At 71.1% G+C, this 12,345-nt stretch carries 11 protein-coding genes; 7 read left to right on the top strand and 4 right to left on the bottom strand.

All coding sequences use genetic code 11. The annotated features are described in order from the left end of the window. Window positions 1–131 precede the first annotated feature (131 nt). The 7 genes from folC (at window position 132) to AB3X07_RS17485 (ending at window position 7,856) form a co-directional block, all read left to right on the top strand. Window positions 132–1,394 carry a bifunctional tetrahydrofolate synthase/dihydrofolate synthase gene (gene folC, locus AB3X07_RS17515; protein WP_369939968.1) on the top strand — a complete coding sequence of 421 codons (1,263 nt, stop codon included), beginning with the start codon at window positions 132–134 and terminating at the stop codon, window positions 1,392–1,394. A gap of 69 nt (window positions 1,395–1,463) precedes the next feature. Beyond that, window positions 1,464–2,513: an SPOR domain-containing protein gene (locus AB3X07_RS17510; RefSeq protein ID WP_369939967.1), complete on the top strand. Its 1,050-nt coding sequence runs from the start codon at window positions 1,464–1,466 to the stop codon at window positions 2,511–2,513. 96 nt (window positions 2,514–2,609) lie between these two features. Then, window positions 2,610–3,365 (top strand): CvpA family protein, encoded by a 756-nt coding sequence (locus AB3X07_RS17505; RefSeq protein WP_369939966.1) that lies wholly within the window; start codon window positions 2,610–2,612, stop codon window positions 3,363–3,365. A gap of 28 nt (window positions 3,366–3,393) precedes the next feature. Further along, entirely contained in the window at window positions 3,394–4,860 is a 1,467-nt protein-coding gene (purF, locus tag AB3X07_RS17500) for an amidophosphoribosyltransferase (RefSeq protein ID WP_369939964.1), read from the top strand. Window positions 4,861–4,882: 22 nt separating this feature from the next. Continuing rightward, window positions 4,883–5,707, top strand: a complete 825-nt coding sequence (locus tag AB3X07_RS17495; protein WP_369939963.1) for a ferritin-like domain-containing protein — start codon at window positions 4,883–4,885, stop codon at window positions 5,705–5,707. A gap of 306 nt (window positions 5,708–6,013) precedes the next feature. Then, entirely contained in the window at window positions 6,014–7,258 is a 1,245-nt protein-coding gene (locus AB3X07_RS17490; RefSeq protein WP_369939961.1) for a zinc-dependent metalloprotease, read from the top strand. A 139-nt stretch (window positions 7,259–7,397) separates the two neighbouring features. Next, complete coding sequence (locus AB3X07_RS17485; protein WP_369939959.1) at window positions 7,398–7,856, top strand: hypothetical protein; 459 nt, start codon at window positions 7,398–7,400, stop codon at window positions 7,854–7,856. A gap of 114 nt (window positions 7,857–7,970) precedes the next feature. On the opposite strand, the gene lpxH is transcribed toward AB3X07_RS17485, so the two are convergent. The 4 genes from lpxH to ppx all read right to left on the bottom strand — a co-directional run bounded on the left by lpxH (window position 7,971) and on the right by ppx (window position 12,337). Then, window positions 7,971–8,708 carry a UDP-2,3-diacylglucosamine diphosphatase gene (gene lpxH, locus AB3X07_RS17480; RefSeq protein WP_369939958.1) on the bottom strand — a complete coding sequence of 246 codons (738 nt, stop codon included), beginning with the start codon at window positions 8,706–8,708 and terminating at the stop codon, window positions 7,971–7,973. A gap of 250 nt (window positions 8,709–8,958) precedes the next feature. Further along, window positions 8,959–9,483: a phosphatase PAP2 family protein gene (locus AB3X07_RS17475; protein ID WP_369939956.1), complete on the bottom strand. Its 525-nt coding sequence runs from the start codon at window positions 9,481–9,483 to the stop codon at window positions 8,959–8,961. Beyond that, complete coding sequence (locus AB3X07_RS17470; RefSeq protein WP_369939954.1) at window positions 9,467–10,600, bottom strand: glycosyltransferase family 4 protein; 1,134 nt, start codon at window positions 10,598–10,600, stop codon at window positions 9,467–9,469. The genes AB3X07_RS17475 and AB3X07_RS17470 overlap by 17 nt, the downstream gene beginning before the upstream one ends. A 213-nt stretch (window positions 10,601–10,813) precedes the next feature. Next, on the bottom strand, window positions 10,814–12,337 hold the full coding sequence (gene ppx, locus AB3X07_RS17465; protein WP_369939952.1) for an exopolyphosphatase: 1,524 nt from the start codon (window positions 12,335–12,337) through the stop codon (window positions 10,814–10,816). Window positions 12,338–12,345 lie beyond the last annotated feature (8 nt).

Raw genomic sequence — 12,345 nt, 5'->3', positions numbered from 1 at the left:
GTGCTTTCTTTTGGTTACTTTTCTTTGCACAAGCAAAGAAAAGTGACTCGCGCGTCAGCGCGAAAGCTGTTGCTTTTACGAGGCGATGGAGCGATCCAGCGATGCCTCATCGAAAGGCTGAAGATACGCAGATGAAAAAGTCGCTCCCCGAATGGCTCGCCTACATCGAGCAGCAGCACCCGCAGGACATCGCGATGGGCCTGGAGCGCGTGCGCGCGGTGGCCGAGCGCATGGGCTTGACCCGGCCGGCGAAGAAGGTGATCACGGTCGGCGGCACCAACGGCAAGGGCTCGACCGTGGCCTTCGTCGAGGCGATCGCGCGCGCCGGCGGCTGGGCGGTGGGCAGCTACACCTCGCCGCACCTGCTGCGCTACAACGAGCGCGTGCGCATCGGCGGCGAGGAGGCCGGCGACGCGCAACTGGTGGCCGGCTTCGAGGCGGTGGACGCCGCGCGCGGCGACACCCCGCTGACCTATTTCGAGTACGGCACGCTGGCCGCGCTGTGGCTGTTCGAGCAGGCCGGGCTGGACCTGGCGGTGCTGGAAGTGGGCCTGGGCGGGCGCCTGGACGCGGTCAACCTGGTCGATGCCGACGTCGCGGTGATCACCACCGTCGACCTCGACCATACCGACTGGCTGGGCGCCGACCGCGAGGCGATCGGCGCGGAGAAGGCCGGCATCGCGCGGCCATGGAAGCCGCTGGTGCTGGGCGAGATCGATCCGCCGTCGAGCGTGCTGCGCCGCGCCTATGCGATCGGCGCCAACGCGATCCGCGCCGGCAGCGACTTCTTCCACGAGCCGATCGACGACCAGCACTGGCGCTGGCGCGACGTCGGCACCGAACTGGAACTGCCGATGCCGCACCTGCGCGCGCCGGTGCAGCGCGCCAACGCCGCGGCCGCCATCGCCGCGCTGCGCGCGCTGCGCAATGGCCTGCCGCGCACCGCCTACGCCGAGGGCATCGCCGCGGCGCGACTGCGCGGGCGCCTGCAGCCGTTCGCGCGCGACGGGGTGGAGGTGCTGGTCGACGTCGGCCACAACCCACAGGCCGCGCGCGAGCTGGCGGCCGCGCTGCGGGCGCAGCCTTGCGCCGGCCAGACCCGTGCGGTGTTCGCCGCGCTGGCCGACAAGGACGCCGCCGGCGTGGTGCAGGCGCTGGCCGGGCAGGTCCAGGCCTGGCATCTGGCCGGGCTGTCCGGCGCGCGCGGGCAGAGCGCCGCGCAGTTGCAGGCGCGCCTGGCCGGCACCGAGGTGGCCGCGGCGACGCGCGCCGACGACGTGGCGCGGGCGCTGCAGCAGGCATTGGCGCAGGCGCGGCCGGGCGACCGGGTGCTGGTGTTCGGTTCGTTCCACACCGCGGCCGAGGCGCTGCACTGGCTGCATTCAGCCGGCTGACCCCGCCCGCCGCCGGCCCGACCTTATAATCGCGGCGGCACTCCGCCATGCCGCCCCCCTAAGCTTTCCGTGGATACCGTCCTGAAACAGCGACTGATTGGCGCCCTTGTCCTGGTGGCGCTCGCCGTGATCTTCCTGCCGATGCTGGTCAAGGGCCCCGCGCCCGACAGCGGCGTCGCCAATGTCCCGCTGAAGGCTCCGGATGCGCCGGCCGACGGCCAGTTCCAGACCCGCGAGCTGCCGCTGGTGACCCCTGGCGACGCGCCCAGCGGCGGCGCCGTGGGCATGGCCAGCGCGCCGGCCGCGCCGGCACCGGTGCAGGACAACCCCGATGCCGCCGACCTGGCCACGCCGGCGCCGGCCGCCGCCAATGGCGCCGCCAGCGCCGCGCAGCCGTTGCCGCCGACCGTGGCCGCGGGCAACTACGCGGTCAATTTCGGCGCCTATGCCACCGCCGCCGATGCCGATGCGGTGATCGCGCGGCTCAAGCAGGCGCAGTTGCCGGGCTTCCGCGAGGCGGCCACGATCGGCGGGCGCCAGGCTTGGCGCGTGCGCATCGGGCCCTATGCCGACCGCGCCCAGGCCGAATCGGTGCGCCTGCAGGCGGTGAAGGTGCGCAACGACGTCAATGCCCAGGTGGTGACGCTGGACGCGCCGAACCCGTCCGCGGTGGCCGCCGCGGCGCCGGCCGCGACCCCGGCCAAGACCGAAACCCTGCCGCCGGAGCCGGCCAAGCCGGCACCGGCGGCGGCCAAGCCGGCGGTTGCGGCGACGCCGAAGCCGGAACCGGCGAAGCCCGAACCCGCCAAGCCGGCCGCCACGCCGGCCCCGGTGGCCGCGGCCAAGCCCGCGCCCAGCGTGCCGGCGATCCCGGCCGCGGCCGGCACCGGCTTCGCCGTGCAGTTGGGCGCCTTCGCCAGGGCCGAGGATGCCAACGCCTTGCGCGACAAGGCCCGCGCCGCCGGCTTCAGCGCGTTCGTCGAGCAGGTGCGCACCGACAAGGGCGCCTTGAACCGGGTCCGGATCGGGCCGGTCGCCAATCGCGCCGAGGCCGAGCAGTTGCGTGCGCAGGTCGCCGCCAAGGTCGGCATCAGCGGTATGGTACGTCCACACCCTTGACCGGGCCCCGGCCCACGGAGTCGCAAGCATGTACCAGGGACGGGAATCGCGGCGGGCCGATGCCGCCATGACGCGGCGCGGCCGCGGGAGGCGCGCATGATCGACATGGTGTTGCTGGTGGTGATCCTGGTCTCGGCCTTGCTGGGCGCGCTGCGCGGCTTCGTCGGCATCGTGGTCGGCACCCTGTCGTGGCTGCTGGCCGGCTGGGCCACCTTCCAGTTCGGCGGCGACGCCGGGCGCTGGCTGGCCGACGGCGCGCGTCCGAGCATGAGCTACTACCTGGGCGGCTATGCGCTGACCTTCGTGGTGACGATGGCGGTGGTCGGCATCACCGGCATGGTGATCCGCACCGCGGTGCGCGCCACCGCGCTGTCGGCCACCGACCGCGCGCTGGGCTTCGGCCTGGGCACGCTGCGCGGCGGTTTCTTCGCGGCGGTGCTGGTGCTGCTGATGAGCTTCACCCCGCTGACCCGCGAGCCGGCCTGGCGCCAGTCGGTGGTGCTGCCGGTGCTCAGCCCCGGCGTGCACTGGATGCGCGCGCAGTTGCCGGACTGGCGCATGCCGCAGATGCCGCAGCTGGACATGACGCACCTGCCGCAGATGAACAACATGGATTTGGGCAACTTGCCCGCGGCAGGCGATAATGCCGCCCTGGACAAGGCCCTGTCGGCCAGCGGCCTGCAGGAGGTCATGTCCAAGGCGCTGGGACGTCCCGGCGCCAAATCCGCGCAGCCCGGCGGCGATCCGGCGCAGGTGCTGCCTGCGAACATCGACCCGGCGCAGGCGCGGCCGGCAGCGAACGACCCGGCACGGGTCGAACCCAACGGCCAGGCACGGCCACCTTCCCAATAGCGGCGTCCGCGCCGCGGAGAGCGTTCACATGTGTGGCATCGTCGGAATCGTCGGCAACCAGAATGTCGCGGCGCAACTGTATGACGGCCTGGCCGTGCTGCAGCATCGCGGGCAGGACGCGGCGGGCATCGCCACCGCCGACGGCACCCGCCTGCGCGTGCAGAAGGCCAACGGCCTGGTCCGCGACGTGTTCGACGAAAAGCGCATGGGCGTGCTGGAAGGCCGCGTCGGCATCGCCCACTGCCGCTACCCCACCGCCGGCTCGGAGGGCATGGACGAGGCGCAGCCGTTCTACGTCAACTCGCCCTACGGCATCGCGCTGGCGCACAACGGCAACCTGATCAACACCGAGGCGCTGCGCCAGCAGGTGTTCGAGGCGGACCGGCGCAACATCAACACCGATTCGGACAGCGAAGTGCTGCTGAACGTGTTCGCCTACGAGCTGGACGCGCAGCGCATGCTGACCCCGGAGGCGGCGATCCGCGCGGTGGCCGGCGTGCACCGCCGCTGCAAGGGCGGCTACGCGGTGGTCAGCGTGGTGCTGGGCCTGGGCCTGGTCGCGTTCCGCGACCCGCACGGCATCCGCCCGCTGGTGCTGGGCAAGCGCGAAAGCGTGGAGGGCGACGAGTACATCGTCGCCTCCGAGTCCTCGGCGCTGGACATCCTCGGCTTCACCCGCGTGCGCGACGTGCGCCCCGGCGAGGCGCTGGTCATCACCGGCCGCGGCGAACTGTTCTCCGAGGTCTGCGCCTCGCCGACCGACCACACCCCGTGCATCTTCGAGTACGTGTACTTCGCGCGCCCGGACTCGATGATCGACAACGTCTCGGTGCACAAGGCGCGCATGCGCATGGGCATGAAGCTGGGCGAGAAGATCCTGCGCCTGCGCCCGGACCACGACATCGACACCATCATCCCGATCCCGGACACCTCGCGCGACGCCGCGCTGGAGATGTCCAACGTGCTCGGGGTGAAGTACCGCGAGGGCTTCGTCAAGAACCGCTACGTCGGCCGCACCTTCATCATGCCGGGGCAGGGCGAGCGGGTGAAGTCGGTGCGCCGCAAGCTCAATCCGATCCACCTGGAATTCCGCAACCGGGTGGTGCTGCTGGTCGACGACTCGATCGTGCGCGGCACCACCAGCCGCCAGATCGTGCAGATGGCGCGCGAGGCCGGCGCGCGCAAGGTGTACCTGGCCAGCGCCGCGCCGCCGGTGCGCTACCCGAACATCTACGGCATCGACATGCCGGCCGCCGACGAACTGGTCGCGCATGGCCGCACCGAGCAGGAGGTCCAGGAATTCCTCGGCTGCGACTGGCTGATCTACCAGGACCTGGAAGACCTGGAGACCGCGGTGCGCGAAGGCAATCCGGAACTGAAGGCGTTCGATTCCTCGTGCTTCAACGGCGAGTACACCACCGGCATCGAGCCCGGCTACTTCGAGCGCATCATGCAACTGCGCTCGGACGAAGCGAAGAAGAAGCGCCGCGCCTGACGCGGCGCTGCGGGGCGCACGGATGGACGCAGACGTCGGTGTCGGCGGGGACCTGCTGCACGCCGCGCAGCGCTGCCTGGTCGCCAGCGCGCCCGAGGACAAGGTCGCGCTGACCCAGCGCTACGCCGCCGCATTTGTCGCCGGCGCGTTGCGCGTGCCGGCCGGGGCTGGCGAACCCGAGCCGATCCGCATGCCGGGACGTCCGCCGCGGCCGTTGCTGGTGCATCCGCGCGCGCTGCCGCGGCGCGGCCTGGGCAGCGCCGAGGGCCGCGCGGCCTTCCTCCACGCCATCGCCCACATCGAACTCAACGCCATCGACCTGGCCTGGGATGCGGTCTATCGTTTCCGCGGCCTGCCCGACGCGTTCTATGCCGACTGGGTGGCGGTGGCCGCCGACGAAGCGCGCCATTTCGTGCTGCTGCGCGACCGGCTGCGCGCGCTGGGCCACGACTACGGCGATTTCGACGCGCACAACGGCCTGTGGGAGATGTGCGAGAAGACCGCGCACGACGGCCTGGCGCGCATGGCGCTGGTGCCGCGGGTGCTGGAAGCGCGCGGGCTGGACGTGACCCCGGGCATGATCGTCAAACTGCGCGCGCTCGGCGACGACGCCACCGCCGACATCCTGGAACTGATCCTGCGCGAGGAAGTGGCGCATGTCGCCGCCGGCTCGCGCTGGTACCGCTGGTATTGCGAGCGCGCCGGCATCGAGCCGCGCGCGCGTTTCGCCGCGTTGCTGCGCGAATACGCCGGCGGCTATCTGCACGGCCCGTTCAACCTGCAGGCGCGCTTGCTGGCCGGCTTCGACGAGGACGAACTGCTGGCGCTGCAGCAGCAGGCCGGCTGAGGCGCTGGGCGCGGTTCCCTAGCGTCGTCGTCTCATCATGTCGCCCGTGGTCATTGCGGGCCGTGGCGTTCTGCCAAGCCAGGCAACGGCGTCCATCGCGCCGATCCGCAACACGCAGCGCGGGCCCGTGGTGACGACGGTCACGGCCGCTTCTGGAATGCCCATCTCTGAGTGGCGACGCCGCGCATTTGTCGCTTGCGCTGGTCGCCGGGCGGGCGGCTAATCGAACTCCCTCGCGCGCCGTGCAGGCGCCTTCTGTGCGAGGGACGACGCTGCGTCTCTTCTCACCACCCATGGGAGTACGACATGAAGTCGATCTGCTGCCTTACCGCGATGCTTGGCCTGTGTCTCGCCGGTTCCGCCGCCGCGGCCGGAAAACCCCTGTTCCAGAGCGCCCAATACATTTCCAAGGCCATTCCCGGCGAACCCGTCTTGAGCCGCGTGCTGGCCAATCCCGCCACCGGCGCCGTGCAGCGCGTGGGCGTGGACGCCGCCGCGGTGGATGCCGCGCAGGCGCAACTGGAGCTGGACCTGCTGGGCCAGCGCGTCACCGCCACGCAACTGAAGACCGAGCGGTTGGAAGGCGGCAACAGCATCTGGTACGGCAATCTCGGCAATGCCGCCGCGGCCAAGGCGCGCGCGCGTTCCGGCCTGGATCCGCTGAACTCGGCGATCCTGGTGCGCAGCGGCGACACCATCACCGGCAGCATCCGCAACAACGGCACGCTGTACCATCTGCGTCCCATCGCCGGCGGCGGCCACGTGCTGGTCCAGGTCGACGAGAGCCGCATGCCGGCCGAGCATCCGGCCGAATACGCGCTGCTGCCGACCATCCGCATGCCGCAGGCGGTGGCCGACGACCGGGTCACGGCCGCCGGCGCCTCGTCCGGCTCGCCCGCGACCATCCGCGTGCTGGTGGTGGCGACCAACAAGGCGGTCAACAGCTACGGCGGCAACATGCAGTCGCTGGTGCAACTGGCGGTGGCCGAGTCCAACCAGGGCTATACCAACAGCAACGTCGGCATCACCATGCAGTTGGCCGGCTACGAGACCACCAGCTATACCGAGTCCGGCGACTTCAACACCGACCTGTCGCGTTTCCGCGGCACCAGCGACGGCTACATGGACAGCATCCACACCACGCGCAACAGCGTGGCCGCCGACGTCGGCGTGCTGATCATCGACAACAGCGCGTACTGCGGCCTGGCCTCGGGTATCGGTTCGACCGCGGCCACCGCGTTCGCCGCGGTGTACTGGGACTGCGCCACCGGCTACTACAGCTTCGCCCACGAGATCGGCCACCTGCAGAGCGCGCGCCACGACATCGCCACCGATTCCAGCACCACGCCCTACGCCTACGGCCACGGCTACCGCTACGGCAACAACTGGCGCACGATCATGGCCTACAACTGCTCCGTCAGTTGTCCGCGCCTGAACTACTGGTCCAACCCGAACATTTCCTACGGCGGCGTGCCGATGGGCAATGCCAGCAGCGCCGACAACCAGCGCGTGCTGGTCAACACCAAGGCGACGGTGGCCGGGTTCCGCTGAGTCCGCGGACGCGTGGCGCCGGTCGCGGGCCGGCGCCACGCGTCGTGCAACACCGGGGCGGGCGCGGCGGCGCCCGCGTCGGCTATGCTGGGAAGCGGCGCCGGCGCGGCCGGTGCCGGGCCACTTCCCGGGATCGACGATGTTCAGATGCATGCGACTGCCGGCGGCGCTACTGCTGGCGATGCTGGGCACGGGCTGCGGGCCCGCGCCGGACCGGCAGACGGATACGCCGTCGCCGCCCGCCAGGACCGATGCGCCGCGGGCCGCTCCGCCGGCGGCACCGGCCTTCGACGAACACCGCGCGATGGACCTGCTGCAGGCGCGCCTGGCCGCCGATCACGCCTATCCCGACTTGCAATGCCTGCGCTACGCCGCCGAGGACGAGGGGGAGGCGGACGCGGCGCCCGCGCCGGCGGCGATCGAGATCGCGGTGCGCGAGAAGCATGGCGACGGCTGCCCGGGCGACCCGCAGACCGAGCCGGTCCGCGACCGTTTCCGCGTCGAGCGTTCCGGTGCGATCCGCTGGTACGACGTGGTCGATGGCGATTTCGTCGACTACGCGCAGTGGCAACAGCAACGCGCCGGCGGCCTGTCTTAGCGCTCCACAGAGCCGCGTGCTGCGCCGATACGGGAATGGTGGGAGATGTAGCGCTGCGACGAACGCGCGATTGCGCGTGCGCGTCGCCGCGCATGCGCGCTACAGACGTCCGGGCTACAGGCTTTGCAGTTGGAAGCCCTGCGCATCCACGCGCAGCACCGAGCCCTGTTCGTACCAGTCGCCGAGCACGATGCGGGTGCAGGCGCGGCCGTTCACGTCCAGGGTGTGCACCGCCGGGCGATGGGTGTGGCCATGGATCATGCGCGCCACGCCGTAGCGGGCGAAGCTGGCGGCGACCTCGGCCGGGGCGACGTCGGTGACCGTCTCGAATTGCGCGCGATCGCCCTGTTTCATCTCCGCCTGGCGCGCCTGGCTGGCGGCGCGCGCCTGTTGCGCGTAGGCGATGCGCGCGGCCAGCGGCTGCGCAAGGAACTGCTGCTGGAACGCCGGGTCGCGGGTCTGCGCGCGGAACGCCTGGTAGGCGGTGTCGTCGGTGCACAGCAGGTCGCCATGCAGCAGCAAAGTCGGCTCGCCGTACAGGTCGATCACGCACGGATCGGGCAGCAGGCGCATGCCGGCGCGGCGCGCGTAGTCGGCGCCGAGCAGGAAGTCGCGGTTGCCGTGCATGAAGGACACCGGCACGCCGGCCTCATGCAGCGCATGCAGCTCCAGCGCCACCGCATCGGCGGCCGCGGACGGCGTGTCGTCGCCGATCCAGGCCTCGAACAGGTCGCCGAGGATGTACAGCGCCTCGGCCTGGCGCGCGTCGCCGCGCAGAAACGCCAGGAACAGCTCGGTGATCGCCGGACGCGCCGGATCCAGGTGCAGGTCGGAGATGAACAATGTCGTCATTGACGCATTGTAGTGGAGCTGGGAATGGGGAATGGGGAATCGGGAATGGAAAAAGGCGCCGGCGCCTTCCATTCCCTAGTCCCGGTTCTCCATTCCCGGCTTCACGCCACCCGCTGCGACACCCGGCCAGCAGCGCGCTGATGCCGGTGGTGTCGAGCACGTCGCTGGGTAATGGCGCTGGGAATGGGGAATGGGGAATGGAAAAGGCGCCGCACTTCCATTCCCGATTCCCGATTCCCCACTCCCGGCTTCAAGCCACCCACAACGACACCCCGGCCAGCAACGCGCCGATGCCGGTGGCGGCGAGCACGTCGCTGGGATAGTGCAGGCCCAGCACCACCCGCGACAGCGCCACGCAGGCGATGAACGGGATCAGCAGCGGCGCCAGCCACGGGTAGTAGGCGAGGGCGACGATGCCGAACGAGACCGCGTGCAGGGTGTGCCCGGACGGGAAGCTGAACTCGTCCAGCGGCGCCACCCAGGCGCGGATGCGCAGGTCGGCCGCGTAGGGGCGCGGGCGCCGCGTCCAGCGCTTGAGGCCCTTGTACAGGCTCAGCGCGACCACGCCGGTGGCGGCCATGTGCGCGGAGGCGAATACGCCGTCCATGCCGTCGCAGAGCACCAGCAAGGTCATCAGCGCGTACCAGAACACGCCGTCGCCGAGCCGGCTGACCAGCGCGAAGAAGCGCCGCACCGAGCGCCGCCGGCACCAGTGGTTGGCCAGCCGGCACCAGCGTGCCTCGTGCCCGTGCAGGATCTCAAGCCGCGTCGACATGTGTCCTCCTGGCGCAGGCCAGTTCGCCCAGTAGCGCATCGAAATCGGCCACCACCCGTTCCGGGCGAAGCTGCTGCATCGCCGCGCAGGCGGCTTCGCCGAGTTGCCGGCGCAGCGCATCGTCGCCGGCCAGGCGCACCGCCGCGGCGACGAAGTCCTCATCGTCGGCCACCGCCGCGCCGTTGACGCCGTCGCGCAGGTATTCGCGCGCCGCGCCGTAGTCGAAGGCGACCGTGGCCACGCCGCTGGCCATCGCCTCCAGGGTCACGTTGCCGAAGGTCTCGCTGCGGCTGGGGAACAGGAACAGGTCGCCACTGGCGAAGTGGCGCGCCAGCGCGTCGCCGCGCTGCACGCCGCAGAAGATGAAGTCGGGGTTTTCCTGCGCCAGGCGCTCGCGCAGCGGGCCGTCGCCGACCCACACGAAGCGCGCATCCGGCCGCACCCGCTGCAGTTGCCGGAACGCGCGCACCGCCAGCGGCAGGTTCTTCTCCGAGGCGATGCGGCCGACGTACAGCGCGGCGCAGCCGTCCGCATCCAGGCCCCATTCGCGGCGCAACCGCGCATCGCGCCGCTGCGGCTCGAACTGGCGGCTGTCCACCGCGCGCGCCAGCAGGCGCACCCGCTCGAAGCCCTGCCCGGCGAGGAAGCCGAGCAGTTCGCGGGTCGGCACCAGGGTCGCGTCGGCCTGGTTGTGGAAGCGCCGCATCCAGCGCAGCGCGGTCGATTGCAGCCAGGCGGCGCCGTACTGCGGCAGGTATTCGTCGAAGCGGGTGTGGAAGCCGGTGGCGATCGGGATGCCCAGGCGCCGCGCGGTGCGCAGCGCCGACCAGCCGAGCGGGCCCTCGGTGGCGATGTAGACCGCATCCGGCGGCGCCGCCTGCCACAGCCGGGCCAGGCGCCGCGGCGCGGGCAGGCCGAACTTCAGGCCGGGATAGCGCGGCAACGCCGCGCCGCGCACCAGGCGCGCATCGTCGTCGTCGCGATCGCCGCCCTGGCGTGGCCGCACCACATCGACCTGGTGGCCGCGTGCGCGCAGTCCCTGTTCCAGCCCCTGCACGGTCAGCGCGACGCCGTTGACCTCCGGGGGGTACGTCTCGGTGACGATCGCGTAGCGCATGCAGTGGCTCCGGTTTGCCAAAGCTTCGCGCGCCGCGGTGAAGCGAACATGTCCAGCGCATGTAGGAACGATGACGCCCCGGTCGGGCATTCATCCGCGCTTGAATCTGGACCCATGACGCGCCCGCCGCCGCAGGCAATACGAGGCCTTACCCGTACCGCCTCAGCGCAAGCGATCCCCCAATCCCGATTCCCCTCTCCCCATTCCCAGCTTTCAAGCCACAAATGGGCGGAACTGGATCCCCAACCCCGCCATGCCCTCGATCTCGCCGATCAGGTCGGCGCGCTGCAGCGGCCGCGCTTCGATCCACGGCTGCGACAGGATCAGGTGCAGATGGTCGCCGTCGGCCTTCAGTTCCAGCGAGGGGATCGGCTCGGATTCGTGCGCGCGATGCAGCAGCACCGCCAGCCGCAGCAGCGCGGCCTTGCGCTTGGCGCCGAGCAGCAGGCGGTCGGGCAGGGCGTCGAACGCGGTCTTGGGCACGTTGCGGCGATGGGTGCGCACCAGCGTCGCCAGCACCTGCTGTTCCTGCCGCGAGAAACCGGCGATGTCGGAGTGCTCGAGCACGTAGGCGCCGTGCACGTGGTACTGGCTGTGCGCGATGACCTGGCCCAGCTCGTGCAGGCGCGCGGCCCAACTGAGCATGCGCCCGTCGTCGGCATCCAGCGCCCAGGCCGTGGCGACCTGTTCGAACAGCGCCATCGCGGTGCCTTCCACGCGCGCGGCCTGCGTTTCGTCGATGCCGTAGCGCTGGGTCAACGCGGCGATCGCGGTTTCGCGCGGATCGTTCTCGCCGCCGCGGCCGAGCATGTCGTAGAGGATGCCTTCGCGCATGGCCGCCTTGCTCACCATCAGGCGCTGCAGGCCCAGGGCCTGGAACGCGGCTTCCAGCACCAGCACGCCGCCGGCGATGATCGGCCGGCGGTCGGCGGACAGGCCGGGCAGGTCGATGTCCTCGATGCGCTTGGCCAGCAGCAGGCGATCGCGCAGTTGCGGCAGCGCCTCGGCGGTGATCGCGCCCTTGGTCAGCTTCATCGCCGCGCAGATCTCGCCGATCGCCTTGTGCGTGCCCGACGACCCCAGCGCCTCGTGCCAGCCCAGCGCCCGGTACAGCCCGGCGAACTGCTGGAACTCGGCGGCGATCTCGGTCAGCGCGTCCTTCCACTTCTTCTTCGACAGCTTGCCGCCGGGAAAGAAGCGCCGCGTGCTGGCGATGCAGCCGGCCTGCAGGCTCTCGCGTTCCAGGGTCTGGAAGCCGCGGCCGATGATGAACTCGGTGGAGCCGCCGCCGATGTCGATCACCAACCGGCGCTGGTCCGGCTTGGGCGGCTGCGCATGCGCCACGCCCAGGTAGATCAGGCGCGCTTCCTCGCGGCCGCTGACCACTTCGATCGGATGCCCGAGCGCGGTCTCGCCGGGGATCAGGAACGCCTGCGGCGAGCGCAGCTGGCGCACGGTGTTGGTGGCGAGCGCGCGCACCCGCAGCGAGGGCACGTCGCGGATGCGCTGGCCGAAGCGCGCCAGGCATTCCAGCGCGCGCTGCCGCGCCTCCGACGAGAGCCCGCCCTTGTTGTCCAGGCCGTCGGCCATGCGCACGGTCTCGCGCAGGCGGTCCACCACCCGCAACTGCCCGAGCTGATACCGCGCCACCACCATGTGGAAACTGTTGGAACCCAGGTCGACGGCGGCCAACAGGTCGCCATCGCGCAACGGCGTGTACGGGGAGATGGGAGGCATGGGCGGAA

The sequence above is a fragment of the Xanthomonas sp. DAR 35659 genome (assembly GCF_041242975.1).
GTDB lineage: Bacteria > Pseudomonadota > Gammaproteobacteria > Xanthomonadales > Xanthomonadaceae > Xanthomonas_A > Xanthomonas_A medicagonis.
This window is presented reverse-complemented; position numbering and strand designations above follow the sequence as displayed.

Bases quoted from the DNA above. Each gene is read 5' to 3' on its own strand.
- folC (WP_369939968.1), top strand. From the start codon at position 132: ATGAAAAAGTCGCTCCCCGAATGGCTCGCCTACATCGAGCAGCAGCAC.
- AB3X07_RS17505 (WP_369939966.1), top strand. From the start codon at position 2,610: ATGATCGACATGGTGTTGCTGGTGGTGATCCTGGTCTCGGCCTTGCTG.
- purF (WP_369939964.1), top strand. From the start codon at position 3,394: ATGTGTGGCATCGTCGGAATCGTCGGCAACCAGAATGTCGCGGCGCAA.
- AB3X07_RS17495 (WP_369939963.1), top strand. From the start codon at position 4,883: ATGGACGCAGACGTCGGTGTCGGCGGGGACCTGCTGCACGCCGCGCAG.
- AB3X07_RS17490 (WP_369939961.1), top strand. From the start codon at position 6,014: ATGAAGTCGATCTGCTGCCTTACCGCGATGCTTGGCCTGTGTCTCGCC.
- AB3X07_RS17485 (WP_369939959.1), top strand. From the start codon at position 7,398: ATGTTCAGATGCATGCGACTGCCGGCGGCGCTACTGCTGGCGATGCTG.
- lpxH (WP_369939958.1), bottom strand. From the start codon at position 8,708: ATGACGACATTGTTCATCTCCGACCTGCACCTGGATCCGGCGCGTCCG.
- AB3X07_RS17475 (WP_369939956.1), bottom strand. From the start codon at position 9,483: ATGTCGACGCGGCTTGAGATCCTGCACGGGCACGAGGCACGCTGGTGC.
- AB3X07_RS17470 (WP_369939954.1), bottom strand. From the start codon at position 10,600: ATGCGCTACGCGATCGTCACCGAGACGTACCCCCCGGAGGTCAACGGC.
- ppx (WP_369939952.1), bottom strand. From the start codon at position 12,337: ATGCCTCCCATCTCCCCGTACACGCCGTTGCGCGATGGCGACCTGTTG.